Origin of the sequence: Streptomyces sp. (assembly GCF_031178505.1) — a bacterium.
GTDB classification, from domain to species: domain Bacteria; phylum Actinomycetota; class Actinomycetes; order Streptomycetales; family Streptomycetaceae; genus Streptomyces; species Streptomyces gulbargensis.
This window is the reverse complement of record NZ_JAPSIW010001044.1, coordinates 1-1,649: the sequence shown is the minus strand read 5'-3', so window position 1 is coordinate 1,649 and position 1,649 is coordinate 1. Positions and strand designations below refer to the sequence as shown.

The following is a 1,649-nucleotide window of genomic DNA, read 5'->3' as shown; positions in this document are numbered from 1 at the left end:
AGACGACCGAGGCACCGGAAGCGGCAGAGAAGCAGGAAACGGCCGGGAAGCAGCAGCCGGAGGAGCCGGAAGCGGCGGAGGCGACCGAGGCACCGGAAGCGGCAGAGGAACCGGCAGCGACAGAGGCGGCCGGGGAGCATGACCCGGCCGGCTCGGCGGCCGAGGAGCAGGACCCGGCCGGCTCGGCGGCCGGGGACGACGCGCCCGCCGCGTCCCCGCGCGAGGCGGGTCCCGCCATGACCCTGGCGAAGGTGAAGGCCGCGGCGCCACACCTCGCCGACGCGTACAAGGCGGCGGGTGGCGTCCTGCGCAAGCAGGGGCTGGCCGGGGCCCGGACGCGGGTGTACCTGGTCGTGGACCGTTCCGGGTCGATGCGCGGCTACTTCAAGGACGGGTCGGTGCAGCGCCTCGCCGAGCAGGCGGTCGCGCTCGCCGCGCACCTGGACGAGGAGGCGACCGTGACGGCCGTGTTCTTCTCGACGGACGTCGACGGCACGGTGGAGCTGACGCCCGCCACCACCTCCCCCACCCGCGTGGAGGAGATCAACGGGACGCTCGGCCGCCTGGGCCGTACGAACTACCACCGGGCCGTCGAGGAGGTCCTCGCGCACCACGCCAAGACGGACCCGGCCGCCCCGGCCCTGGTGATCTTCCAGACGGACGGCGCGCCGGAGTCGAAGACCGCCGCCACGGAGGCCCTGGCCGCGGCGGCGGACCGCCCGCTGCACTGGCGGTTCGTGGCCTGGGGCGAGGAGGACAACAAGGCCTTCGACTACCTGCGCAAGCTGGAGTCGCCCCGTACGGCCACGTACTTCGCCGGCCCGGAACCGTCCGCCACCGCGCACACCGCGTTCTACCGGAAGCTGCTCGCGGACCTCACCGAGCTGTAGGAGGGGTGACGGCGGCCGGAAGGGTCACCGTCACCACCAGGCCGCCGCCGTCCGCCGCGTCGCGGGCGCGGGCGGTGACGTGGCCGCCGTGGGCGTGGGCGACGGACCGGACGATGGAGAGGCCGAGGCCGGCTCCGGGGCCGGTCCGGTCGCGGCCCTCACCGCGCCGGAAGGGTTCGAAGAGGCCGGGGACGTCGGTCCCGGGGACGACGGGGCCGGTGTTGGTCACGGTGAGGACGCCGCCGTCGACGCGGACGGCGACGAGGCCGCCGGGCACGTTGTAGGCGCGGGCGTTGGCGACGAGGTTGCGCACGAGCTGCCCGAGGAGCACGCGGCTGCCGCTGACGACCCCGTCCGTGACGACGACGGAGTCCTCGTACTCCTCGCGGGCGACCTCGCCGAGGCGTACGTCCTCCCGCTCGGCGAGGCCCCCCTCGCCCCGGGCGAGCAGCAGCAGGCCGTCGATGAGGCGCTCGCTGTGCCGGTTGGTGTCGAGGAGGATCTGCTTGACCTCGCAGGTGTCGTCGACCCCGATCTGAAGGGCGGCGCGCTGGGTGGCGAGCGGGGTGCGCAGTTCGTGGGAGGCGTTGGCGATGAACCGGCGCTGGCTGTCGAAGGCCGTCTCCAGGCGTCCGAGGAGGGCGTCGACGGTGTCGCCGAGCTCCTTCAGTTCGTCGTCGGGGCCGCGGACGGCGAGGCGTTCGTGCAGGGTCCGCTCGGAGAGGCGCCGGGCGCGGGCGGTCATCTCGTGGACGGGCC

General features: G+C 74.7%; 2 protein-coding genes. One reads left to right on the top strand and one right to left on the bottom strand.

Annotation, left to right across the window (positions count from 1 at the left end; translation table 11 throughout):
* Positions 1-890 (top strand): VWA domain-containing protein (locus tag RIF68_RS36060; protein WP_309055878.1); only part of this gene is annotated, 890 nt, incomplete at its 5' end.
* Here the strand turns inward: RIF68_RS36060 and RIF68_RS36055 are convergent.
* Positions 877-1,649: HAMP domain-containing sensor histidine kinase (locus tag RIF68_RS36055; RefSeq protein ID WP_309055876.1), on the bottom strand; the 773-nt coding region annotated here is incomplete at its 5' end. The genes RIF68_RS36060 and RIF68_RS36055 overlap by 14 nt on opposite strands.